This is a genomic window from Aliidongia sp. (genome assembly GCF_035943795.1).
Lineage (GTDB): Bacteria > Pseudomonadota > Alphaproteobacteria > ATCC43930 > CGMCC-115725 > Aliidongia.
Window position 1 is genome coordinate 121,599 of sequence record NZ_DASZBY010000105.1, and the last position, 20,359, is coordinate 141,957.

26 protein-coding genes are annotated in these 20,359 nt (G+C 66.9%); 11 read left to right on the forward strand and 15 right to left on the reverse strand.

Annotated elements, in window-relative coordinates:
• Positions 1-22 precede the first annotated feature (22 nt).
• The 5 genes from mtgA (at position 23) to VGV37_RS20985 (ending at position 3,054) form a co-directional block, all read left to right on the forward strand.
• Positions 23-703 (forward strand): monofunctional biosynthetic peptidoglycan transglycosylase, encoded by a 681-nt coding sequence (mtgA, locus tag VGV37_RS20965; RefSeq protein WP_326881705.1) that lies wholly within the window; start codon positions 23-25, stop codon positions 701-703.
• Positions 704-708: 5 nt separating this feature from the next.
• Positions 709-1,281 (forward strand): DUF2939 domain-containing protein, encoded by a 573-nt coding sequence (locus tag VGV37_RS20970; RefSeq protein WP_326881706.1) that lies wholly within the window; start codon positions 709-711, stop codon positions 1,279-1,281.
• 127 nt (positions 1,282-1,408) lie between these two features.
• The gene (gene secF, locus VGV37_RS20975) at positions 1,409-2,338 is read left to right on the forward strand and encodes a protein translocase subunit SecF (RefSeq protein WP_326881707.1); all 930 of its coding nucleotides are present in this window, start codon (positions 1,409-1,411) and stop codon (positions 2,336-2,338) included.
• Positions 2,335-2,727, forward strand: a complete 393-nt coding sequence (locus VGV37_RS20980; protein WP_326881708.1) for a septal ring lytic transglycosylase RlpA family protein — start codon at positions 2,335-2,337, stop codon at positions 2,725-2,727. Before secF ends, VGV37_RS20980 begins: the two co-directional genes overlap by 4 nt.
• Before the next feature lie 12 nt (positions 2,728-2,739).
• Positions 2,740-3,054, forward strand: coding sequence for a hypothetical protein (locus VGV37_RS20985; protein ID WP_326881709.1), 315 nt, complete (start codon positions 2,740-2,742; stop codon positions 3,052-3,054).
• Here VGV37_RS20985 and VGV37_RS20990 read toward each other — a convergent pair.
• From VGV37_RS20990 to VGV37_RS21030, 9 genes are all read right to left on the reverse strand, one after another.
• Positions 3,048-3,680, reverse strand: coding sequence for a LysE family translocator (locus VGV37_RS20990; protein ID WP_326881710.1), 633 nt, complete (start codon positions 3,678-3,680; stop codon positions 3,048-3,050). The two genes, VGV37_RS20985 and VGV37_RS20990, sit on opposite strands and share 7 nt — an antisense overlap.
• Before the next feature lie 120 nt (positions 3,681-3,800).
• Positions 3,801-4,568 (reverse strand): PhoH family protein, encoded by a 768-nt coding sequence (locus VGV37_RS20995; protein WP_326881711.1) that lies wholly within the window; start codon positions 4,566-4,568, stop codon positions 3,801-3,803.
• Between the two features lie 310 nt (positions 4,569-4,878).
• Positions 4,879-5,499, reverse strand: a complete 621-nt coding sequence (locus tag VGV37_RS21000) for a pyridoxamine 5'-phosphate oxidase family protein (protein ID WP_326881712.1) — start codon at positions 5,497-5,499, stop codon at positions 4,879-4,881.
• Positions 5,500-5,503: 4 nt separating this feature from the next.
• Positions 5,504-6,484, reverse strand: coding sequence for an NADPH:quinone oxidoreductase family protein (locus VGV37_RS21005; protein WP_326881713.1), 981 nt, complete (start codon positions 6,482-6,484; stop codon positions 5,504-5,506).
• Positions 6,485-6,493: 9 nt separating this feature from the next.
• Positions 6,494-7,528: an asparaginase gene (locus VGV37_RS21010; protein ID WP_326881714.1), complete on the reverse strand. Its 1,035-nt coding sequence runs from the start codon at positions 7,526-7,528 to the stop codon at positions 6,494-6,496.
• 102 nt (positions 7,529-7,630) lie between these two features.
• Positions 7,631-7,921 (reverse strand): cupredoxin domain-containing protein, encoded by a 291-nt coding sequence (locus VGV37_RS21015; RefSeq protein WP_326881715.1) that lies wholly within the window; start codon positions 7,919-7,921, stop codon positions 7,631-7,633.
• Between the two features lie 37 nt (positions 7,922-7,958).
• Positions 7,959-8,480 carry a DUF4142 domain-containing protein gene (locus VGV37_RS21020; protein ID WP_326881716.1) on the reverse strand — a complete coding sequence of 174 codons (522 nt, stop codon included), beginning with the start codon at positions 8,478-8,480 and terminating at the stop codon, positions 7,959-7,961.
• A 97-nt stretch (positions 8,481-8,577) separates the two neighbouring features.
• A complete protein-coding gene (locus tag VGV37_RS21025) occupies positions 8,578-9,264 on the reverse strand; it encodes an RNA polymerase sigma factor (protein ID WP_326881717.1) in 687 nt (228 codons plus the stop codon).
• A gap of 142 nt (positions 9,265-9,406) precedes the next feature.
• Positions 9,407-10,441 carry an amino acid ABC transporter substrate-binding protein gene (locus VGV37_RS21030; protein WP_414638052.1) on the reverse strand — a complete coding sequence of 345 codons (1,035 nt, stop codon included), beginning with the start codon at positions 10,439-10,441 and terminating at the stop codon, positions 9,407-9,409.
• A gap of 220 nt (positions 10,442-10,661) precedes the next feature.
• Between VGV37_RS21030 and VGV37_RS21035 the strand changes: the two genes are divergently transcribed.
• Both VGV37_RS21035 and VGV37_RS21040 read left to right on the forward strand, forming a co-directional pair.
• Entirely contained in the window at positions 10,662-11,372 is a 711-nt protein-coding gene (locus tag VGV37_RS21035; protein WP_326881718.1) for an aspartate/glutamate racemase family protein, read from the forward strand.
• Positions 11,373-11,385: 13 nt separating this feature from the next.
• The gene (locus VGV37_RS21040) at positions 11,386-12,297 is read left to right on the forward strand and encodes a LysR substrate-binding domain-containing protein (protein ID WP_326881719.1); all 912 of its coding nucleotides are present in this window, start codon (positions 11,386-11,388) and stop codon (positions 12,295-12,297) included.
• Between the two features lie 7 nt (positions 12,298-12,304).
• On the opposite strand, the gene VGV37_RS21045 is transcribed toward VGV37_RS21040, so the two are convergent.
• From VGV37_RS21045 to VGV37_RS21055, 3 genes are all read right to left on the reverse strand, one after another.
• A complete protein-coding gene (locus tag VGV37_RS21045; RefSeq protein ID WP_326881720.1) occupies positions 12,305-12,799 on the reverse strand; it encodes a DUF7689 domain-containing protein in 495 nt (164 codons plus the stop codon).
• 102 nt (positions 12,800-12,901) lie between these two features.
• Positions 12,902-13,543, reverse strand: coding sequence for a ChrR family anti-sigma-E factor (locus VGV37_RS21050; protein ID WP_326881721.1), 642 nt, complete (start codon positions 13,541-13,543; stop codon positions 12,902-12,904).
• 1 nt (position 13,544) lies between these two features.
• On the reverse strand, positions 13,545-14,105 hold the full coding sequence (locus tag VGV37_RS21055; RefSeq protein ID WP_326881722.1) for a sigma-70 family RNA polymerase sigma factor: 561 nt from the start codon (positions 14,103-14,105) through the stop codon (positions 13,545-13,547).
• A 258-nt stretch (positions 14,106-14,363) separates the two neighbouring features.
• On the opposite strand from VGV37_RS21055, the gene VGV37_RS21060 reads away from it, so the two are divergent.
• From VGV37_RS21060 to VGV37_RS21070, 3 genes are all read left to right on the forward strand, one after another.
• Complete coding sequence (locus VGV37_RS21060) at positions 14,364-14,909, forward strand: invasion associated locus B family protein (RefSeq protein ID WP_326881723.1); 546 nt, start codon at positions 14,364-14,366, stop codon at positions 14,907-14,909.
• Positions 14,910-15,025: 116 nt separating this feature from the next.
• Positions 15,026-16,210 (forward strand): 23S rRNA (adenine(2503)-C(2))-methyltransferase RlmN, encoded by a 1,185-nt coding sequence (rlmN, locus tag VGV37_RS21065; protein WP_414638053.1) that lies wholly within the window; start codon positions 15,026-15,028, stop codon positions 16,208-16,210.
• Between the two features lie 461 nt (positions 16,211-16,671).
• On the forward strand, positions 16,672-17,403 hold the full coding sequence (locus VGV37_RS21070) for a hypothetical protein (protein ID WP_326881724.1): 732 nt from the start codon (positions 16,672-16,674) through the stop codon (positions 17,401-17,403).
• Between the two features lie 100 nt (positions 17,404-17,503).
• Here the strand turns inward: VGV37_RS21070 and VGV37_RS21075 are convergent, their stop codons facing one another.
• Both VGV37_RS21075 and VGV37_RS21080 read right to left on the reverse strand, forming a co-directional pair.
• On the reverse strand, positions 17,504-17,881 hold the full coding sequence (locus VGV37_RS21075; RefSeq protein WP_326881725.1) for a nuclear transport factor 2 family protein: 378 nt from the start codon (positions 17,879-17,881) through the stop codon (positions 17,504-17,506).
• A gap of 96 nt (positions 17,882-17,977) precedes the next feature.
• Entirely contained in the window at positions 17,978-18,787 is an 810-nt protein-coding gene (locus VGV37_RS21080; protein WP_326881726.1) for an AraC family transcriptional regulator, read from the reverse strand.
• A gap of 203 nt (positions 18,788-18,990) precedes the next feature.
• Between VGV37_RS21080 and VGV37_RS21085 the strand changes: the two genes are divergently transcribed.
• Positions 18,991-19,299 (forward strand): acyl carrier protein, encoded by a 309-nt coding sequence (locus VGV37_RS21085; protein WP_326881727.1) that lies wholly within the window; start codon positions 18,991-18,993, stop codon positions 19,297-19,299.
• Positions 19,300-19,303: 4 nt separating this feature from the next.
• Here the strand turns inward: VGV37_RS21085 and VGV37_RS21090 are convergent, their stop codons facing one another.
• Complete coding sequence (locus tag VGV37_RS21090; RefSeq protein ID WP_326881728.1) at positions 19,304-20,158, reverse strand: FTR1 family iron permease; 855 nt, start codon at positions 20,156-20,158, stop codon at positions 19,304-19,306.
• Between the last annotated feature and the right edge of the window lie 201 nt (positions 20,159-20,359).

The following is a 20,359-nucleotide window of genomic DNA, read 5'->3' on the forward strand; positions in this document are numbered from 1 at the left end:
CGACGATCGCCGTTTGACCGCCATGGCACGCGCCGTCAAATGGCTGATCCGCATCCTGGCCGGGCTCCTCGTCCTGAGCCTGCTGGGCGTCGCCGCCTATCGCTTCCTGCCGCCGCCGGTGACGCCGCTCATGCTGCTGCGCGCGGCGGAGGGCGACCCGATCCATGCCCCCTGGCTCGCCGCACGCGACATCCCGCCCGACATCGTCGAGGCCGTGCTGACCTCGGAAGACCAGCGCTTCTGCCAGCATCACGGCTTCGACTTCGTCCAGATCGACAAGGCGCTGGCGGCCGAGGAGGACGGCAAGCGCCTGCGCGGCGCCAGCACCATCAGCCAGCAGGCGGCGCGCGACCTCTACCTCGTGCCGGCGCGCTCGTTCGTACGCAAGGGGCTGGAGGCCTATTTCACCGTGCTGATCGAAGCGCTGTGGCCGAAGCGGCGGATCGTCCAGGCCTATCTCAATACGATCGAGTGGGGTCCCGGCATCTATGGCGTGGAGGCCGCCAGCCAATATGCCTTCCATCACCCAGCCGCCCGCCTGACCCGCTTGGAAGCGGCCTTGCTCGCCGCCATCCTGCCCAATCCAAGACGCTGGTCGGCAGCCGCCCCGACCTCGTACATTCGCGAGCGCGCCCGGACCATCCTCGATCGGATGGGCCGGCACGAGGCCGATACCGGCTGCGTCACTCCGCTCGGAAACTGAACCGCATGAACCCCAAGGCACCCCTGATCGTCATCAGCATCCTGCTCGCCGGCTACGTGGCCTATCCCTATCTGGCGCTCCGCACCCTGGTCGCGGCGGTCGAGAGCGGCGATCCCGCGCGCATCGAACCCAAGGTCGATTGGCCGGCGGTGCGCCAGGGCTTCAAGGACGACCTCAACGGCGCCATCACCTCGAAGCTCGGCGGCGACAAGGGATCCGGCATGGCGCTGTTCGGCATGGCGCTCGGGTCCAAGCTGATGGGCGGCGCCGTCGACGCGCTGGTGACGCCCGAAGGGCTGGCCGGCATCATCCAGCAGGGTCGGCGCGACCACGCCGCCGCCGCCGCACTCGGCGGATCGAGCGGCCTTTCGCCCGAGCCCGGGACCAACAGCGACGGCGAGCGCCACCATACCCGTGTGCTCTGGGCCTTCTTCGACGGCCCGGCCAGCTTCACCGCCCGCGTCCGCGGTGCCGCCGAGCGCGACCAGGACCCGCCGGTCCGCCTGCGCTTCGAACTGGAGGGCGGTGGCTGGATCCTGACCCGCGTGTTCCTGCCGCTGGACCGCGGAGGTTCGTAGACCGGCCGGCCCCTGGGCGATCGATTTTTGACGCCGCTTTCATAAGGGACCACCCAGGCACGAATGGCATTCCCACGGGCTTTCGTCGTGAGATCGCCTTCCGTTCCCCTGCTGACGAGCCCGTTTCATGCGCCCGCTGCGCCTGGTTCCAGACGATACCGCCATCCCCTTCATGCGCGGCCGCCATGTCGGCGTCGCGACATCGGCGGTTCTGTCGATCGCCTCGATCATCCTCTTCTTCTGGCCGGGTCTGAATTACTCGATCGATTTTCGCGGGGGCGTGCTGATCGAGGCCCGCCTGCCAGGCAACGCGGACCTGTCCCGGGTCCGCACCCTTGTCGGCGGCCTGGGGTTCGGCGATGCCGCGGTCCAGCAGTTCGGCCCGCCAACCGACGTTCTGATCAAGCTCGGACCCGAGGCGGCGACCGAAGCAGGTCGCGCCAGGGTCCAGGCAGCATTGCAAACGCAATTCCCCGGCACCGAACTGCGCCGGGCCGAGGTGGTCGGCTCGAAGGTCTCGGGCGACCTGTTCCGCGACGGCATGACGGCCGCCGCCATGGCGCTCGGCGCCATGCTGCTCTACATCTGGTTCCGCTTCGACTGGCAGTTCGGCATCGGACTGGTTACCACGCTGCTGCTCGACGTGACCAAGACGATCGGCTTCTACGGCGTCAGCCGCCTACCCTTCGACCTGAACTCGCTCGCCGCGATTCTGATCCTGATCGGCTTCTCCGTTACCGACAAGGTCGTGGTCTACGATCGCATCCGCGAAAATCTGCGCAAATTCAAGACGATGCCGCTTCGGCAGGTGATCGATCTGTCGATCAACCAGACCCTGTCGCGCACCGTCGCCACGTCGCTCACCGTGCTGCTGTCGATCCTGCCTCTGGCGCTGATCGGCAAGGGCTCGGTTCAGGATTTCGCCTGGACCATGGTGTTCGGCATCGTCATCGGCACGACCTCTTCGATCTTCATCGCATCGCCGATCCTTTTGTTCCTGGGCGAGAAGCGGTTGCGGCGGCAGGCCGGTGCGGTCGCGAGCGAGGCCCGCGGATGAGCGCCCGATCCTGCGGCGGCCCGGCGTTGGCGATGCTGTGCCTGGTCCTGTCAACCAATGCCGAGGCGGCCTGCGGCCGGACCGGCGACCTGCCGACCGGTGTCGGCCTCGCTTCCTGGTATGGCGCCGAACAGGGTGGCCGGCGGACGGCAAGCGGCGAGCGGTTCGACCCGACGGCGCTGACCGCGGCCCACAATTCCCTGCCGTTCGGGACGATGCTGAAGATCACCAGCATCGCCACCGGCCATACCGTCATCGTCCGCGTCAACGACCGCGGGCCAGGCCACGGCCGGCTGATCGACCTGTCCGAGGCCGCGGCGCAACGGCTGGGCACCCGCACATGCGGGGTGGCCGCCGTCACCGTCGAACAGGTCGCGCGTCGCAACTGACGGAGCTTCATCATGATGCGATGCCTATATCGCAGCGACTACGGTCCGGCCGATCCGGGCTTCAACGCCATGGCCACGGCGCAATCGCTCGCGAAGGATTTCCCGGCCTATACCAACGTGCTGGCGACGGCCAAAAATTCCCGGCAGATGGACGCGTTGCTGCGCCGGCTCGAGCATGGCGACAGCGTCACCTGGTGTGAGACCGGCTATGGCTGGGTCCAGCACCCGATGGTCGCCGACGGCTTCACGCTCGCCGCGACCTTCATCCTGCTGCCGGTCGCCTGCTGGCGCTTTTCGCTATGGCTCAAGCGCCGCGGCTATCAGTGACGGTCGTCGAGCGCCAGCCGCAGCGCCAAGCCACCGAACACGGTGCCGAGGAACCAGCGCTGCAGGCGCGCGACGCCGGGGCGCCGGGCGAGGAAACTGGCGAAGCGGCTCGCCGCCAGGATGACGCTGCCGTTGATGCCGAAGCCGATCACATTGAACACGCTGACCAGGATCAACGCCTGGGCGACCATGTTGCCGTGGGCCGGATCGACGAACTGCGGGAACAGCGCCAGGAAGAACAGGGCGATCTTCGGGTTCAGCAGATTGGTCATCAGGCCCTGGCGATAGGCCCGGCCCCAGGCGACCGACGGCAGGCCGCTGCTGACGCCGAAGGCATCCTTGGCGCGAAACGTCTGCCAGGCGAGATAGGCCAGATAGGCGGCACCGGCGAAGCGGACGACGTCATAGGCGGTCGGCGACAGCGCCAGCAGGCTCGCCAGCCCGAACGCGGCGGCGAAGGCCCAGACGTAGCAGCCGGTGACGATGCCGGACAGGGCGGCAAAGGCGGTCTGCCGGCCCTGGGCGATGCTGCGCGACAGGCACATCAGCATGTCCGGCCCCGGCGTGACCGCAAGGGCCAGCGAGGCGGCGGCGAACAGCAGTATCGTGGACAGCGTCACGGGCATCGGGGTCACTCCGGCACAGGCTCGAGAACCCAAGCCTAACGCGCACCGGCCGGAATACAGAAACGGCGGCCGGGCATATCCGCCCGGCCGCCGCCGCAGGTCTTGATGCCGATGGAGCGGCTACAACACCATCAGCATTTCGGCCACCAGCGGATGGCGGACGATGTCCTGTTCGTTCAGGCGCACGACGGCGATGCCGGGCACGGTTTCGAGCCGGCGGGCGATGTCGATCAGGCCCGAGAGCCCGTCGAGCAGGTCGCTCTGGTCCGGATCGCCGGTCAGCACCATGGTCGAGTGCCAGCCGAGCCGGGTCAGCAGCATCTTGATCTGGCCGTAGGTGCAGTTTTGCGCCTCGTCGATCACCACGAAGGCGTTGTTGAGGGTGCGTCCGCGCATGTAGGCGATCGGGGCAATCTCGATGGTGCCGTCGGCGAGATACTGCCGGACGCGCTTGCCGCCGATCCGGTCGTTGAGGGCGTCGTAGAGCGGGCGCAGATAGGGGGCCAGCTTTTCGTGCATGTCGCCCGGAAGAAATCCCAGGGATTCGCCGGCCTCGACCGCCGGGCGCGACAGCACGATACGATCGACATTGCCTGCCTCCAAAGCCTCGACGGCGGCGGTGACCGCCAGATAGGTCTTGCCGGTGCCGGCGGGTCCCAGCGCCAGGCACAGGTTGTGGGTATCGATGGCCTGCATCAGGGCCCGCTGGTTGTCGCTCTGCGGCCTAACCTTTCGAACGTAGCTCTGGTCGCGATGCTCGTCCTCCGCCTCGGTGGCGACCGGGTGCCAGCCCCGGCTGCGGCCGGCTTGTTCGGACCCGAACAGGGGTTCGATCTTGGATTCGAAGCTGCGAACGGATTGCGCGGCACGGGACGAGCGCTTGGCCATGATCACTCCTGAAGAAACAGGTGACGCTGAGCGGCCGGTCCCCCGAAACGGGAGCCCGGAAACAAAAACGCCTCGCCGCGGAGCGGAGAGGCGTCGGTACGGCACGGCATCGAGAGGGCCGGGCTGGTGGGAAGTCGATGGGCTGGCTTGTGAATCAAACGCGGTAAACCTTACTTACCGAGGACGACTTGACCAAATGAACGGTACCCGATCGCACCCGTTCCGTCACCACTCATCGCGCCATATTAAAAAATTCACACTAGATGTTGGGGTGCTGCTCAAAGCTGCAGCACGACTGCCGCGATCCTGATCAATAGAGCGTGGCCTTCACCCGCTCCGGCAGCGCACGGTCGTATTCCTCGCCTCCGACTCGCGCGTCGCTGACCGCGGCCAGGATCCGGCCGGCGCTGGGCAAGGCCGATCGGGCGACCTGGGCCGCGGGATTCCACAGCTCCGCCCGGACCACGGCGCGCGAGCACTGGAAATAGACCCGCTCGACCGTGACGACCAGGACCGATCGCGGCTCCTTGCCGTCGACCGCGAGGCGCGCCTTGAGCGCGGGATCGACCGACAAGCGCGCCCGGCCATTGACCCGGATCGTCTCACCGATACCGGGGATCAGGAACAGCAGCGCCACGCGCGGGTCGGAGAGGATGTTGCGCAGGCTGTCGATCCGGTTGTTGCCGCGCCGGTCGGGCAGTAGCAGCGTGTGTTCGTCCTCGACCACGACGAAGCCCGGACCGTCGCCGCGCGGCGAGGCATCAAGCCCGTCCGGGCCGGAGGTCGCCAGCACGCAGAACGGCGCCGCCTCGATGAACGGCCGATAGATGGCGTGGACATGGTCCACCTCCTTGACGAGCGACGCCTCGCCCGGCTCGCCATAGAGGGCGACCAGCGCCGCTTCGTCGGTCACCAGATGATTGTCGCTCATGACGTCACCGTCCGGTGGTGAGTACGACCTTGCCCGTCGCCTTGCGCGACTGCAGCACGCGGATCGCCTTCGCCGCATCTTCGAGCGGGAAGCTTTCGGAGACATGCGGCTTCAGGCGCCCCTCCGCGACCCAGCCCAGCAGGGTCTCGAACGAGGCCCGGACCCGCGCCGGGCTCTTGGCCCGATAGGATCCCCAATAAAAGCCGATGGCGGAGACGTTCTTGACGAGCAGCAGGTTGGCCGGGATCTGCGGGACCTTGCCGCCGGCGAAGCCGATGATCACGATCCGGCCTTCCCACGCGGTCACCCGCAGCGCCGCATCGAACAGGTCGCCGCCGACCGGATCATAGACCACGTCGACGCCACGGCCTTGGGTCAGGTCCTTGACCCGGGCGCGCAGATCCTCGCTGGACGTGTCGATCAGATGGGCCGCACCGCGGCTCTTGGCGACCGCGAGCTTTTCGGGCGAACTCGCCGCCGCGATCACCGTGGCGCCCATGGCATGGCCGATCTCGACCGCGGTCAAGCCCACGCCACCGGCGGCGCCCAGCACCAGCAGCGTCTCGCCCTGTTTCAGGTCTGCCCGCCAGTCGAGCGCGCCATGGGACGTGCCATAGGCGATCGGGAAGCCGGCCGCCGCCTCGAAGCTCATCATGTCCGGCATCCTGTAGACCGCCGCGGCATCGGCGACCGCCTCGTCGGCATAGCCGCCGACCGCCACCAGGCCGATCACCCGGTTGCCGATCGCGAGGCCCGTGACATCGGCGCCGACCTCGGCCACGACGCCCGCGACCTCGAAGCCCGGCGTGAACGGCAGCGGCGGCTTTTCCTGATAAGTCCCGCCGACCATCAGGCCATCGGCGAAATTGACGCCGGCGGCATGAATATGGATGCGGACCTGGCCGGCGCCCAGCGGCGGGCTGGGCAGGGTCTCGATCGACAAGGTCTCGGGCTCGCCCAGGGCGTTGCAGACGATGGCGCGCATCATACTCTCCTAGAAATCGAAAGCGGCCGCGGGGCGCAACAGCCCGACCTCGACACCCGCGACGTTCTTGATCTTGGGCTCCAGGAACGGATGCAGCGCCATGCGCTCGTCCGCCGTGAAGCAGCCGAGCCGGTCGAGCAGCGTGATGATCGCAACCTCGGACGCGCGGCCGGCGCCATCCTCGATCTTGAGCGCAATGCCGAGGCCCAGCTTCGGCAGCGAGACGCAGAACACGCCTTCCGCACCAGGCTTGATCCGCACCCGGTCGCCCGCCACCTTCATCACCTCGACCGCGAGGCCGCCGGTGCCGTCGACCAGCAGCGGATGGGCAGCCATCGCGTCGAGAATGCGGGTCGAGGCGGCACGGCGCTCGTCGGGCAGGCCGCTCGGGTCGGCCATGCGTGCCATGCCCTGGGCCATCGCCTGCAAGGTGATGGCGATGACGGGAATGCCGCAGCCGTCGCGGCCGGCCGGCGCGCGGGCCATGTCGGTACCCGTCATCTCGCCCACGGCCTTCAGCACCCGGCGCATGACCGGATGGTCGGCCTCGATATAGCCCTTGGGGTCTTCGCCCAGGCATGCCGCCGTGCAGAGAAAGCCGGTGTGCTTGCCCGAGCAGTTGTTGTGCAGCTGCGACGGCGGCTGGCTGCCCCGGATCAGCGCCTGGGCCGACGGCACGTCGGTCGGCAGGTGCGCGCCGCATTCGAGGTTGCCCTCGCCGAGCCCGATACGCCCGAGCCAGGCCGAGACCTTCTGGACATGGACCGGCTCGCCGTGATGGGACGCGCAGGCGAGCGCCAGTTCCTCCTGGCCGAGGCCGTACTTGTCGGCGGCGCCGGTCTCGAGCAGGGGCAGCGCCTGCAGCGGCTTGATCGCCGACCGTGGATAGATCGGCCGGTCGATGGCGCCGGCCCGGCGCACGACCTTGCCCGCCGCATCGACCACCGCGAAGGCGCCGCGATGGCGCGATTCGACCATGACGCCGCGGACAATGTCGACCAGCACAGGGGCCGGGTCGTGATTTTGATCGTGCGGTTGCGGCATGGCAGTCCCCCGGGCCTATCGATGTTTGCCCGCACCATGCCCGCCCCGCCGCCGACCGGCAAGAGCCGGCCGACGCAACGCTCGACTGTCGCCGCCCCCGCGCTATTCGGGTGCAACGGCGATCGATCCCTTCATGTTCGGATGGAACCGGCAGTAATACTCGACGGTCCCGGCCCTTTTGAGAACCAGGCTCGCCGATTTATGCACCGGCACCATCATGTCCCATTCGCCGCGCACCGTTGCGGTATGCGCCACGAAGTCTTCGTTGATCCATTCGATCGTGTCGCCGACCTTGGCCTGGGTTTGCGCGGGCGAAAAGCCGAGTCCCTTGATCGTGACCCGGATCGTTTCCGCCCGCGCGGCACTGCAGCCCACTGCCAGCACGAACACCATCAAAGTCGACAGTGCGCGACCGACCATGGCGCGGTCGCTATTTCAGCGTCGCCGCGAGATGCTCGGCATGCTCCAGATGGCCCTTGAAGATTTTCAAGCCGGTCTGCAGCAGGCTCTTGAGTTCCGGGTTCGTCGCGGACGGGATCAAGGTGTTCTCGAGCGCCGCATCGACGGCCTTGTGGTAGGCGACCTCGTTGTCGACATAGGCCTTGTCGAACGCCGCACCCGAAAGCTTCGCGAGCTTGGCCCGCTCGTCGGTCGCCTGCTTCGACAGCGACTTGCTCGTGTCGTTGTCCTCCGGCGTGACATTGAGCTTCTTGACCAGGGCCAGCGCCTGCTGGTTCACGGCGGTATGGTCACGCTCCATGTCCTGCGCGAAGGCTTTGACATCCTTGTTCGTCGCCTTGGACGTGGCCTGCTTGGCGGCATCAATGTCGATCTGCCCGGCTGTATAGGCGATGTGGGCGATTTGCGGGTCGGTCGGTTTGGCGGTCTGCGCGGCTGCGACGCCGGATATCAGACAAGCGACGGCAACGGCGGTGCCTAAGCGAATGGACATTGGAATCGATCTCCTGCCAAGGCGCGTGAGCCGCCTGTGCGTTGTTGAACGTTGACCAATGCTTGGATGCCGCCCGCAGACGAAGGTTACAGAAAATCTATCGCGGAAAATCGAGGCGCTTCAGGACCGCCTCGACCAGGCGGGCGCAACGACGGCCGGCGAAGGGAAAGGCGTCGAGCGCCAAGGGGCCGATCTGCCGTTCCACGCGCGCGCGCAGCAGGCCGCGGGCGCGATGCAGCCGGGTCTTGACCGTCTCGATGCTCAGCTGCAGCAATGCCGCCGTGTCCTCGACGTTCATGCCCGCAATGACCCGCGTCATCAGGATGGCCCGATATTTTACCGGCAGGTCGTCGATCGCCCGTTCTACGAGCCGCTGGATCTCCTGCTGCGCCATCGAGCGCTCGGGATTGTCCCGCGTGGCATGGGGAAACGGAACGACCTTCCCGTTGAGGGCCTCTTCCAACGCGGTCCATTCGACGGTGGGGCGCTCGCGCCGCTGCCGGCCCAGCGCCTCGTTCAAGGCGATGCGCGCCAGCCAGGTCCCAAGGCTGGACTCCCCGCGAAAGGTGCCGAGATGGATAAACGCCCTGACGTAGGTCTCCTGGACCACGTCCTCCGCTTCGCTGTCGCTGCGCAATACGCTTCTGGCCACGCGATAGAGCTGCGAATTGTGCCGCTGCATGATCGTGCGGAAGGCGGCCTCGTCGCGAAGCAACGCCTGCCGGACCAGTTCGATTTCATCCAGGTTTGAGAGGGCAAGCCCCGGAGCCGGTCGCCGCTGCATGACGATTACCCTTTGTCCGCCTTCTACCGGATATGCGCCGAAGGCTGCGAGGCGCGCCACCTTAGCAGAGATCGCGGGCCAAGGCGCGCCGGGGTGGAGAAATTCCCCACCCCGGAATTCGAGGGTTGAAACCGGCCCGAAGCTACCGCAACGGCAGCGCGTACATCAGGCCGCCGCGGGTCCAGAGTTCGTTCAAGCCGCGATCGAGCTTGATCGGACTGCCCTTCCCCATGTTGCGCTCGAAGCTTTCGCCGTAATTGCCGACCGCCTTGACGATCGTATAGGCCCATTTCTCGTCGAGCCCCAGCGCCTGGCCATTGCCGGCGGTGACGCCCAGGAAACGCTGCACTTCGGGATTGGGGCTCTTGGTTTTCTCGTCGACGTTGGCCTGGGTGATACCCAGCTCCTCGGCCTGGATCATCGCGAGCAGGGTCCATTTGACGATGTTCAGCCATTGGTCGTCGCCGTTGCGCACCATGGGGCCGAGCGGTTCCTTGGAAATCAGCTCGGGCAGGATCAGCCAATCGTCGGGCTGCGGCATCGCCGTGACGCGGAGCGAGGCGAGTTGCGAGCTATCCGTGGTGAAAGCATCGCAGCGACCGGACGAGAGGGCCGAGATATCGTCGTCGACCCGCTCGATCACCACCGGCTTCAGCTCCATGTGGTTGGCACGGGCGTAGTCGGCGAGGTTGAGCTCGGTCGTCGTGCCCGGCTGGACGCATACGGTGGCGCCGCCCAACTGCTTCAGGCTTTTCACCCCGGATTTCTTCGGCACCATGAAGCCCTGGCCGTCATAGAAATTGACCCCGGTCATGTGCAGGCCGAGCGACGCCTCGCGGGTCAGGGTCTGGGTCGCGTTGCGCGTCAGCACATCGATCTCGCCCGACTGGACCGCCGGGAAGCGCTGGACCGCCGTGGTCGGCACGAAGATGGCCTTGCTCGGGTCGAGGAAAACGGCGGCGGCGATCGCCCGGCACAGGTCGATGTCGAGTCCGGTCCAATTGCCTTTGCTGTCCGGCAGCGAGAAGCCCGCGACGCCGGTATTGACGCCGCAGGTGACATGACCGCGCTGGCGCACGGCGTCGAGCGTCACCCCGGCCTGGGCCGGTCGAGCCGTGCCCATCAGCAACCCGCCCATCAATCCGGCGGCCAGCGCCACCCCAATGATCTTGCCCATTTCCGATCCCCTGTTCCCACAAAAGCCTGGGCGCAAAACTGAGCAACGCCGGTGCCGAAGGCGAATGCCGTTTCAGTATGCGTCATGCCGGTCCCGCATGATCCGCGCCAGGAGCGAAAGGTTATGCCGTGCCGGCATGGTGGTTGCGCAAAGGGCATTGGCGCCGCAAGCCGCCCCTTTCCTATGGTCGAGGGACGTCAGGCGAGCGGAGGCAACGGCGATGAGCGGATTTTTGGGCGTGCTGGGCGGCATGGGCCCGGCGGCGACGGCGGATTTCCTGGCGAAGCTGGTGCTGATGACCCCGGCGGCCTCGGACCAGGACCACTTGCCGGTGATCGCCCAGTCGATCCCGACGATCCCCGACCGCAGCAGCGCCATCCTGGGCCAGGGTCCGTCACCGTTGCCGGCGCTCACGGCCGGCCTCGCCCGGTTGCGCGCTGCCGGCTGCATCCTTGCGGTCATGCCGTGCAATTCCGCACATTATTGGTTCGACGCCCTCGCCGGCACCCTGCCGATGCTGCACATCGTCGACGCGGTCGCCCGGTCGCTCCGGTTCCAGGGCATCGAGGGCGGACCGATCGGCCTGCTGGCGACCGGCGGCACGGTCGCAGCGGGGATCTATCAGGACCGGCTCGCCGGGACGGGGTACGACCTCGTCGTGCCGGCGCCGGAAGACCAGGTCGAACTGGTCGATCCATCGATCCGGGCCATCAAGGCCGGCGATCTCGACGGCGCGCGTGTCGCGCTGCGCCTGGCGCTGGCGCGGCTCCAGACGCGCGGCGTCGGAGCGACGGTGCTAGGCTGCACCGAACTTCCACTGGTCCTGCGGCCAGAGCCGGCGGCGACGCATCTGCTGATCGATTCGACCGCTGCCCTGGCCCAGGCCTGTGTCGCCGCACTGCGCGACCCGGTGCTCGGACGCGCCGCATGAGGAGGAGCAAAAGGTGGAACTGAAGTGGCTCGAGGATTTCGTCAGCCTGGCCAACACCGGCAGCTTCTCCCGCTCGGCCGAGGAGCGCAACGTGACCCAGCCGGCCTTCAGCCGGCGCATCCGGGCGCTCGAGGTCTGGCTCGGCGCCGAACTGATCGACCGCTCGACCTATCCGACCACCCTGACGGCCGCCGGCCGCGCGTTCCGCGGCACGACGGAGGAGGTGCTGACCCTGCTGGGCCAACAGCGCGATGCGTTCCGGCTGGAGCGCAGCCGGACCCATGCCGCCGTGCGCTTCGCCGCCCTCCACACCATCAGCCTGACCTTCTTTCCGCGCTGGCTGCGCGAGGTAGAGGCGGCATTGGGACCGCTGACGACACGCCTCGTGCCTGGCAACCTGCATGATTGCGTCGAGGCGCTGAGCGAGGGCGATTGCGATTTCCTGCTGTGCTTCGCCCATGAGGCGGTGCCGATCATGGTCGATCCGGCGCTGTTCCCATCCGTGCTGGTGGCACGCGACCGCCTGGTCCCGGTCGCCCCGGCCGCCGGCGGCGGATCGAACTTCCCCGGCACCCCGGACCATCCGGTCCGGATGCTGGCCTATTCGTCGGATTGTTTCCTCGGCCGTATCGTCGAACAGATCCAGCAGCGCAATCCCGCCCATCATTTCGAGGTCTGCTACGAGAATTCCATGGCGGAAGCCTTGAAGGCGATGGCGCTCGAAGGCCATGGGGCCGCCTGGCTGCCGATGAGTTCGATCGGTCAGGAACTGACGAGCGGTGCCTTGGTCCGACTGGCCGGCGCGGAATGGGAGCTGCCGCTCGACGTCCGGCTCTACCGCTCGTCCGCCCGTCTGCGCCCGGCCGCGGCGGCACTCTGGTCCCACGCGGTGGCGCGCACCACGACCGTGCCCGGGGCTATTTGAAGGCTCTCTAATCGTCCTCCGCCACGGCGGACTTCCGGAACGACTTGACGATATCACCATAAGCCTCGCCCTGGAGCTCGAGCCGCCCGTGGCTCATGCGCACACCGGGATAGAGCTTCGATTCCCAAAGACCGTCCGGCATGCCATCAACCCGGGGGCCGGTATATTTCTTCGAAGCGTGGCTGGCGAAATACCCATTGGGTCGGACGCCGAACAGGTCGATCTCCGCCCCAGCCGATTTCGCCTCGACCTCCTCGAAGCCCTTCCCCTTGTAGAACTCGACCATGCCGGTCACGGCCTCGACGTCGAATTCCAGGCCGGTATCGCCGACCGACCAGCCGATGCAATTGTAGCCGTCATAGACGCCCGGATCGGTGACGTAGGCGTTCGTTCGCACGAGATCCGGAAAATCCTCGTGGTAGGATTCCCATTCCGTGTCGGTCAAAAGACGCGGCATGAATTGATGCGGTTCGGCCTTTGTCGATTTTTTCTTCTTCGGCATCGGAGCTTCCACGCTGCACGCGAACGGCCGGTACCGTCCGGCGCAGTTGGAATTATGCCGGATCGATCGGCACAATCAAGCATTGCGGCAGCGCCGGAAAACCTAGTAACGGATGAACAGGTTCAGCACGCGGCCGAGCGGGCCGGTCAGTTTCAAGGGCGCGTCCGTCACTGCGAAGCAGAGGCAGCCCTCCGTCGGATCGGCGATCGGTTTGTGGACCAACTCGGCATCTGCCGCAGCGACGTCGCCCACCCCATAGTCGCCGACCTCGTCGGTATAGCCGCCGTCGAGCACGATCAGCATCTCGCGGCCGCCATGGGTATGGCGCGGCATGGCACCGCCGGGCGCGATACGCATCATCCGGGCGCGGATACTGCCCCGGCGCGGGCCGATCTCCGCTTCCTCCAGCCCGCGCATCACGCGCTTCCAGGGCGGTGCCGCCGCGACGAAGGCACGGAGCGGTGCCGGCAGGTGGCGAAATTCGCCGGTCGCCGGCGGGGTCGCGAGGTCTATCGGCTCGGGCTCGTCGAGGCGCGCCATCAGGCGATCGAGACTGCCGGGCGACAATACCTCCGGCGCGGTCGCATCGAGCACCGCGCCGCCCATCGCCTCGAACGCAGCCGCTGCCGCGCGGCATGTCGGACACAGGGTCAGGTGGCTGGCGATCAGGACCGCGAAGGCCTCGTCGAACCGGCCGGCCGCATAGTCCAGCAGATCTTCGTCGTCCGGATGGAAATGCGGCATGTCAGGTACTTTCTTCCTGGCCGAGTTCGCGCTTCAGCCGGGCCAGCGCGAGGCGAATGCGCGACTTCACCGTGCCCAGCGGCAGGCGGGTCGCCTCGGCGATCCGGCTGTGCGGCCGGTCTTCGAAAAATGCCATCTGCACGAGTTCCGCCTGCTCCTTGGGCAATCGCCCGATCGCGCCCAGCAAACTGTGCTCGCGTTCGGCCGTTTCAATCCCCTGCTCGGCATTTTCGCCCGGGTCGGGCACCAGCAGCGGATCGGTCGGGTCGACGACCGGATGGCGCTCGCGCCGCAGCCGGTCGATCCGGCGATTGCGCGCAATGGTATAGATCCAGGTCGCGGCACCGGCCTGCGTCGGATCGAAGCTGTCCGCGCGCCGCCAGACGGTCAGCATGACGTCCTGCACGAGTTCCTCCGCCGTGCCGGCATCGCAACCAAGCCGGACCAGGTAGCCTTTGAGCCGCGGGGCGAAATGCCCGAACAGCTGGGCGAAGGCGGCGCGGTCCCGAGTCCCGGCAACGCGGCCCAACCAAAGGGCCAATTGCCGGGCTTCGATCACCATCGGTGCAGGGGATGCATCCATCACCGCGGCAATCTAGAGCCAAGCCCGTCCGGCTCACAAGCCGGACGCATCCTGACCCTGGTGCCGATCGATACGCGGCCGCGAGGGGTTTGGATCAGATCTCCGGCCATGAATTTTCCGACGATGACGATCGGCGCCATTTTTTTGCCTCGACGTGGCGCCAGGATGGCGTCATCACGGGAACGACGTAGGATGGGGTCGGATCCCGAAGACATGATCAGAGATCGAGGTAAGTTAATGTCGATGAAACAGCGGGCCGTCGTTGCGGTCCTGGCGGCGCTTCCTTTGCTGATTTGCGCCGCAGCACCGGCCGGCGCGGCTGCCGCACCGCCGGCGCCCAAGCAACTGGGCGAGTTTCACGGCTGGATCGCTTACACCATGACCGACGGCAAGGGCGAGATCTGCTACGTTGTGGGCGCGCCTAAGACCCAGGAACCGGCGAAGACCAAGCGCGACGCCCACCTGCTGGTCACCCACCGCCCGGCCGACAAGGCGTTCAACGTCGTCTCGGTCGAGCCTGGCCCCAACTTCGCCTTTGCCAAGGGCGCCGATGTGACGGTCGCCATCGACAAGCAGAGCTTCGATTTCTTCACGGCCAGCGACACCGCATGGTCGCGCGACAGCGACACCGACAAGGCCGTGGTCACCGCCATGTCGAAGGGCAAGGAACTGACGGTCAAGGCCAAGCCTGCCAAGGGCGCCGACGTGTCCGACGTCTATGCGCTGGCCGGATTCGGCGACGCGCTGGGCGCGATCGACAAGGCGTGCAAAGTCAAGCGGTGACACTACGCCTTCCATCGCCCGCGCCGGACGAATTGCTGACCAGCAGCGACGAGACTTGGGGGCTTCAGGGGTTTTGACTTATAAGGGCGGCTGAAACTCCGACGAGCAGCATGCCCATGGACGCCCACGCCCCGACGGCCGACGCGACGGCCAGCCTTTCGCCGATGGCCGCCCTACCGACGGCACCGACCGACGACCGGGCCAATCTGGTCGGCCTCGACCGCGACGAACTGATCGCCGCCATGGCGACGATCGGTGCGCCCAAATTCCGTGCCAATCAGCTGTGGCAGTGGATCTACAACAAGGGCGCCGCCGAGTTCGAGGCGATGACCTCGTTGTCGAAGAGTTTCCGCGCCGAGCTGGCCGAACGCTTCGTCGTGCGCCGGCCGGAGACGACGCGCGACCTCGCCAGCATCGACGGCACGCGCAAATGGCTGCTGAAATTCCCCGACGGCCAGGAAGTCGAGACCGTCCATATCCCCGAGGAAGATCGCGGCACGCTCTGCGTGTCCAGCCAGGTCGGCTGCACGCTCACCTGCAAGTTCTGCCACACCGGTACCCAGAAGCTGGTGCGCAACCTGACCGTGGCCGAGATCGTCGGCCAGGTCATGCATGCGCGCGACCGGCTGGGCGAATGGACCGCGGCCGAGGGCGAGCACAAGCTGACCAACATCGTCATGATGGGCATGGGCGAGCCGCTCTATAATTACGAGAACGTCTCGAAGGCGCTCAAGATCGTCATGGACAACGAGGGCATCTCGCTGTCGAAGCGACGCATCACGCTGTCGACCGCCGGCGTCGTGCCGATGATCGAACGGTGCGGCGAGGAACTGGGCGTCAATCTCGCGATCTCGCTGCATGCCGTGACCGACGACCTGCGCGACGTGATCGTGCCGATCAACCGGAAATACCCGATCGCGCAACTGCTCGACGCCTGCCGGACCTATCCGGGCTCGTCCAACGCGCGCCGCATCACGTTCGAATACGTCATGCTGAAGGACGTGAACGACAGCCCGGCCGAGGCGCGCGAACTGGTGCGCCTGCTGGCAGGCATCCCGGCCAAGGTCAACCTGATCCCATTCAACGCCTGGCCGGGCGCACCCTTCGAGGTATCGACCGACGCGGCGATCAAGGTGTTCGCCGACATCGTCAATGCGGCGGGCTATTCCTCGCCGGTGCGCCGGCCGCGCGGCGCCGACATCCTGGCCGCGTGCGGCCAGCTGAAATCGGACAGCATCAAACTGCGCCGCAGCGAGATTCTGCGCCGCGAGGCCGAAGCGGCGGCACCAGCCGCCGACTAGAACTTCTGCGCGGAGGTTTGCCGCGGTCGGGTTTGGCTTGGCCTCTTGCCGCGTCTCGAGAGGCGGGGCGATTGCGAGCCGCTGCACCGAGACAGCGGCGGTCGGCCGGCATCGGCGACCGATCTGGACGACAAATCCCATCTGATGCAGAGGTCTCCGACGCCTATGTCAGGCGGGTTCGATCCTGGCTGGTGACGGGCGTCACAGGTGAACAGGATGGGAAGCTGTTCTTATCGCGGATACGGCAACCGTAGACGGGAACGGTCGATCGAGGCGGCGCTGTCGCTGGGTGCGAAGCACCCAGGCCGCCAAGCTCGCACGACGCCACGGCGGCGGTCGTCGACAATGTCCCAATCTGATTTTCTCCACCCCGGACGGGCTGGTTGCGCTGCCCCTTCGCGTCCTTGAACCCAAGGGCGCCCAGAAGCGCTTCATGGGCCGTCGTCATCAGGAGGCGAAGCATGAGCGCCAACTTCACTGCCGTCTGGCGGCCGGGCAGCGGCGCCCAATCGTGGGTCGCACAGGAAACCTTCGCCAACTTCAAGACGCTCGACCAGAATCACTTCGACAACGGCCTGCGCCTGCGCTTCCTGCAGATCGACGACGACGGCTCCCACTCCGCCGTCTGGGCTCCGGGAACCGGCGCCCAGCACTGGCAATCCGGCATGAGTTTCGACGAGCTGAAGGCGCAGGATGCCGCGTTCTTCGCGCAGGGCCAGCGTATGATCTGCGTCGATTGCGTCAATGATCTTCCGTCGGACAATGGCTGGTACGCGGTGTGGCAGCCGGGCACGGGAGCGCAGTTCTGGCGCACCGGCCTCTCGGTCGCCCAGTTCACGCAGCAGGATGCGGCCTTCTTCGCCCAAGGCCTGCGGCTCGTCCATATGCGTCACGAGGCGGGCGGCTCGGAAACCTTTCTCGGCCTGTGGCGTCCGGGTAGCGGCGCCCAGCACTGGCGCTCCCTGGAGCCGGTCGACCTGACGGTTCTTGCCCAGGTGAATGCGCAGCACGAAGCCGCAGGCGAACGCCTCGTCGCCCTGCCGAACTTCGGCCTCAACGCGATCTGGCGCACGGGAACCGGCTCATCGCCCTTCATGTTCTCGGCCGATGTCGCGAGCTTCAAGGTGGAAGATGCCGAACTGTTCAAGGAGGGTTTCCGCCTGTCGCACTTCGGCATCGGATTTTCGGTATGAGAAACCCCGCTTCCGGAAACCATGAACGCGACCGGGAGAAGCCGGCCCCGCTCTGCTCCGGATCGAGGCCGGCGCGCCTGACGACGCTTTGGACGTCGCCCTAATCCGCGGGGCGCGCGCGGCCCGCCAGCTGGGCCGGATCGAAATAGAAGCGTTCCTCGACGATCCGGTCGCCCTGCCAGCGCTGGTAGGCCAGTTCGTCGAGTTCGAAACGGCGGCCCGCTGGGTCGGTGATCTCGAACCGCCATTGCACGACCGACCGGTCGCCATCGACGAGACAGGTCCCCGCGAGCGTGTTGATCCTGGTCACCGCCAGCATCGCTTGCTCGTGCGCCACCAACGCGGCGCGGCCGACCCGCTTGGGAGCCTGGTTTTCCTGCATGCTGGCGTCTTCGGCGTAGAATTCCTCGATCGCTTCGACGAACTGGTTGGCCTGGACCATGGCGACCAGCGCCTGAGCGCGTTCTCTCGTGGGCATGAGCAGCTCTCCTGAATGACGATGGGCCGAGCATGCCGGGACGAAGGCTGCGGGTCGCGCCGGATCTGACGATCCGGAGCAGATTCGCGCGACGATCTAGCGTCGGGAGCGGACGATCTGGCCCGGTGTGACCCCCAGGGTCCGGCGCATGGCGCGGGCCAGGTGGCTCTGGTGGGCGAAGCCCGTCTCCAACGCGACCTCGGCGATGCCCATGGCGCCCGACAGCAGCAGGGCTTGGGCGCGCTCGACCCGGCGGCGGTTGACGTAATGGTGGGCCGACTGACCGACCGTCTGTTTGAACAGCACGCGGAAATGCGAGGCGCTCAAACCCGCCTCCCCCGCCAGCACGGCCAGCGACAGGTCCTGGTCGAGATGGGCGTCGACATGGTCCAGCACGCGGCGCAGCTGCCGTTTCGACAATTCCTGCCGAAGCGCGCGTGCCGGTTCGTACCGGCCGAGCAGGTGGGCCGCCAGCCCCAGGCCCAGGCTGTCGGTGAACAGCCGGCCGCCCGGATGCCCGACCTCCAGCGACGCTTTCATGGCCCAGCCGACATGGGCGATCAGCGGATCGCGCAACTGCAGCTGCGGCCGGAGCTGGATCCGATCCGGGTCGAGATCCAGCTCGCTCGCGGCCCGGCGCAGAAACGCCGGCGCCATGGACATGTGCAGCAAGGTGGCCGGCCCCTCGTCCGTCCAGACCCCGTCGTGACCGGCAGGCACGATGTCGATGTCGCCCGCGACCTGCAGCCGGCGCTGGCGCAGCCCGTCGCACCGGCAATCCGCCCGGACCGGAGCACCGACATGCAGCGACAGGAGATGTTCCGCCTGGGCAGGTACCGCGAAACTGCCGCCGGAATAGTGGCGGAGCTTGGCCGAAAACCCGCCCAGCAGCGCACTCGCATCCATCTTCGCGCCTCCGGCGATCGATCAAATTGTCAATGTCGTTCTATAGTCGCCCAATACCAGGCGTGATAGAAGGGCAAACCGCTTCAGGTCTCGCGGGCGCCGGACCGATGGCGCGCGGGCAGACCCGATACGGCTTTCTTGCCACGGCACACGGCGGCGCGCGGATGTCCTCCTCGACTGCGGACGTCAAGAACTGGATGCATATGTTTCGCTGGATCGTGAAGCTGATCCGCGATGAGTATGGCATCGACGAAAAGCAGCTGGTGCGGACCGCCGTGCTTGAGAGCGACCTCGGGCTCTCGCTGGAGCAGATCGAGGCGGTCCTGGAGTTCGTCTCGGACAGTTTCGAGATCCGGTTTCCCGACGGCACGCTCGACGAGGTCGTCCGGCTCGAGGAACTGTGCCTGGTCGCGTCCTGGCTGAAGGGTCTCTACAAACGGCCTGCCTTCATCGGCCCCGACTACGAGACGTCCTGCCGCTCGCTCAATCCCGGGGCCTCGACCGAGGTCTGATCCGCTATTCGGCCGCGGCCGGCGCGCTGGTGCGGGTCGCGGCACGGACCGGCGCCTTGGGTTTGGCGATCAAGCGGCTGAGTGCCACCAGCACGACGAGCGTGGCGACATAGGCCACGACCTGCACGCCGAACGGCCGCTCCGAATAGCCGATCAGCGCATGGAGCGCGCGGCCGACCAGACTGTCTTCCGACAGGATGCCGGAGCTGTTCCAGACCGCTTCGCCCCAGGTCGGGACCAGGCCCAGATTGGCCAGCACCGCCGCCGCCTGGCCCGCCATGCCGGCCGCCAGCAAGGCCACCAGCCAGTTGGTCACCGAAAACAGGTGTCGCATCGGGATGATGACCAGCCCGCGATAGAGCAGGTAGGACAAGAGCGCGCCGAGCCCCAGTCCCAGCACGCCGCCGATCAGCAGCGGTACCGGCCCCTCGTTCGACGAGACCGCAATGCCGTAGAGGAACAGCACGACCTCGGATCCTTCGCGCAGCACGGCCACGGCGACGACGATGGCGAGTGCCAGCAGCGACTTGTCGCCGCCCTTCACCGCCGCGCCGGCCGATTTCATTTCGCTCGCCATCTCGCGGCCATGCTTGGCCATCCAGATGATGTGCCAGCTCAGCATCAGCACCGCGACGCACAGAATGGCGACGGTGAACAGTTCCTGGCCCATGCCCTGGAGCGAATTCGAGATCGCGCTGGCGAAACCGGCGACGAGCGCCGCGCCCAGCACGCCGACCGCGACGCCACCGGTAACCCACAGCCCGCGCCGGTAGACCCCCTCGGTCGCCGCCAGCACGATGCCGACGATCAGGCCGGCTTCGAGGATTTCGCGAAAGACGATCAGCAGACTGGCCAGCATCGCGCCACAACTCCCGAGGACCGGCCTCAGGCCGGGCGGTTCGGATATTCAGAACCATTCGCAACTTCAAGCAAACTCGTAGCGCAAATGATTTTCGGGGGCAAGCGGCAGAGGGCCGCAGCTCGCGCCTGAACCGGCTTCTTCGGCTGCTGCGACAGGAGACGGGCACGCTGCTCCTGCTCGCGCGACTGCCGATCCGCC

What these genes read in the sequence shown, in the direction of transcription:
- mtgA (WP_326881705.1), top strand. Translation starts at nt 23, where the DNA reads ATGGCACGCGCCGTCAAATGGCTGATCCGCATCCTGGCCGGGCTCCTC.
- VGV37_RS20970 (WP_326881706.1), top strand. Translation starts at nt 709, where the DNA reads ATGAACCCCAAGGCACCCCTGATCGTCATCAGCATCCTGCTCGCCGGC.
- secF (WP_326881707.1), top strand. Translation starts at nt 1,409, where the DNA reads ATGCGCCCGCTGCGCCTGGTTCCAGACGATACCGCCATCCCCTTCATG.
- VGV37_RS20980 (WP_326881708.1), top strand. Translation starts at nt 2,335, where the DNA reads ATGAGCGCCCGATCCTGCGGCGGCCCGGCGTTGGCGATGCTGTGCCTG.
- VGV37_RS20985 (WP_326881709.1), top strand. Translation starts at nt 2,740, where the DNA reads ATGATGCGATGCCTATATCGCAGCGACTACGGTCCGGCCGATCCGGGC.
- VGV37_RS20990 (WP_326881710.1), bottom strand. Translation starts at nt 3,680, where the DNA reads ATGCCCGTGACGCTGTCCACGATACTGCTGTTCGCCGCCGCCTCGCTG.
- VGV37_RS20995 (WP_326881711.1), bottom strand. Translation starts at nt 4,568, where the DNA reads ATGGCCAAGCGCTCGTCCCGTGCCGCGCAATCCGTTCGCAGCTTCGAA.
- VGV37_RS21000 (WP_326881712.1), bottom strand. Translation starts at nt 5,499, where the DNA reads ATGAGCGACAATCATCTGGTGACCGACGAAGCGGCGCTGGTCGCCCTC.
- VGV37_RS21005 (WP_326881713.1), bottom strand. Translation starts at nt 6,484, where the DNA reads ATGCGCGCCATCGTCTGCAACGCCCTGGGCGAGCCCGAGACCTTGTCG.
- VGV37_RS21010 (WP_326881714.1), bottom strand. Translation starts at nt 7,528, where the DNA reads ATGCCGCAACCGCACGATCAAAATCACGACCCGGCCCCTGTGCTGGTC.
- VGV37_RS21015 (WP_326881715.1), bottom strand. Translation starts at nt 7,921, where the DNA reads ATGGTGTTCGTGCTGGCAGTGGGCTGCAGTGCCGCGCGGGCGGAAACG.
- VGV37_RS21020 (WP_326881716.1), bottom strand. Translation starts at nt 8,480, where the DNA reads ATGTCCATTCGCTTAGGCACCGCCGTTGCCGTCGCTTGTCTGATATCC.
- VGV37_RS21025 (WP_326881717.1), bottom strand. Translation starts at nt 9,264, where the DNA reads ATGCAGCGGCGACCGGCTCCGGGGCTTGCCCTCTCAAACCTGGATGAA.
- VGV37_RS21030 (WP_414638052.1), bottom strand. Translation starts at nt 10,441, where the DNA reads ATGGGCAAGATCATTGGGGTGGCGCTGGCCGCCGGATTGATGGGCGGG.
- VGV37_RS21035 (WP_326881718.1), top strand. Translation starts at nt 10,662, where the DNA reads ATGAGCGGATTTTTGGGCGTGCTGGGCGGCATGGGCCCGGCGGCGACG.
- VGV37_RS21045 (WP_326881720.1), bottom strand. Translation starts at nt 12,799, where the DNA reads ATGCCGAAGAAGAAAAAATCGACAAAGGCCGAACCGCATCAATTCATG.
- VGV37_RS21050 (WP_326881721.1), bottom strand. Translation starts at nt 13,543, where the DNA reads ATGCCGCATTTCCATCCGGACGACGAAGATCTGCTGGACTATGCGGCC.
- VGV37_RS21055 (WP_326881722.1), bottom strand. Translation starts at nt 14,105, where the DNA reads ATGGTGATCGAAGCCCGGCAATTGGCCCTTTGGTTGGGCCGCGTTGCC.
- VGV37_RS21060 (WP_326881723.1), top strand. Translation starts at nt 14,364, where the DNA reads ATGTCGATGAAACAGCGGGCCGTCGTTGCGGTCCTGGCGGCGCTTCCT.
- rlmN (WP_414638053.1), top strand. Translation starts at nt 15,026, where the DNA reads ATGGACGCCCACGCCCCGACGGCCGACGCGACGGCCAGCCTTTCGCCG.
- VGV37_RS21070 (WP_326881724.1), top strand. Translation starts at nt 16,672, where the DNA reads ATGAGCGCCAACTTCACTGCCGTCTGGCGGCCGGGCAGCGGCGCCCAA.
- VGV37_RS21075 (WP_326881725.1), bottom strand. Translation starts at nt 17,881, where the DNA reads ATGCCCACGAGAGAACGCGCTCAGGCGCTGGTCGCCATGGTCCAGGCC.
- VGV37_RS21080 (WP_326881726.1), bottom strand. Translation starts at nt 18,787, where the DNA reads ATGGATGCGAGTGCGCTGCTGGGCGGGTTTTCGGCCAAGCTCCGCCAC.
- VGV37_RS21085 (WP_326881727.1), top strand. Translation starts at nt 18,991, where the DNA reads ATGTTTCGCTGGATCGTGAAGCTGATCCGCGATGAGTATGGCATCGAC.
- VGV37_RS21090 (WP_326881728.1), bottom strand. Translation starts at nt 20,158, where the DNA reads ATGCTGGCCAGTCTGCTGATCGTCTTTCGCGAAATCCTCGAAGCCGGC.